A 374-nucleotide genomic window follows, 5' to 3' on the forward strand; every position below is an offset into this window, starting at 1 on the left:
CTCACCTTTGCCTGGTGCCTGCATGATGGCGTCGTGCGCCCGACCGGCGCGCACCTTCTACTCGGGCTCTATCTTGGCGCCGGCCCGATGGGGCTCGGCTACTATTTCTGGTCGCGCGCGGCAAAGCTCGATCACGGCGGCCGGATAGCGGTCGTCGCCTATCTGACGCCGATCGCTTCCACATTTCTGCTGACTCTGTCCGGCGAAAGCCTGTCGATGACGGCGGTTGCCGGCGCCGTTCTCGTCATTGGCAGCTGTCTTGCGGTCGGCATCGAAGGTATGGAGACCAGGGACGATGTACAAAATGGTCGTTGACGAAGACGAACGCCGCGCCAGGCAGGAGGCGCACTGGCTGGTCAGGGAGTTTGGCGCGG

The 374-nt window shown here is 63.9% G+C and carries 1 protein-coding gene; it reads left to right on the plus strand.

Going from position 1 to position 374, the window contains the following annotated elements; all coding sequences use genetic code 11:
- Positions 1–315: EamA family transporter (locus EN846_RS33845; protein WP_145971984.1), on the plus strand; the 315-nt coding region annotated here is incomplete at its 5' end.
- Positions 316–374: the final 59 nt, after the last annotated feature.

The sequence above is a fragment of the Mesorhizobium sp. M4B.F.Ca.ET.203.01.1.1 genome (genome assembly GCF_004791025.1).
Taxonomy (GTDB): Bacteria; Pseudomonadota; Alphaproteobacteria; order Rhizobiales; family Rhizobiaceae; genus Mesorhizobium; species Mesorhizobium abyssinicae.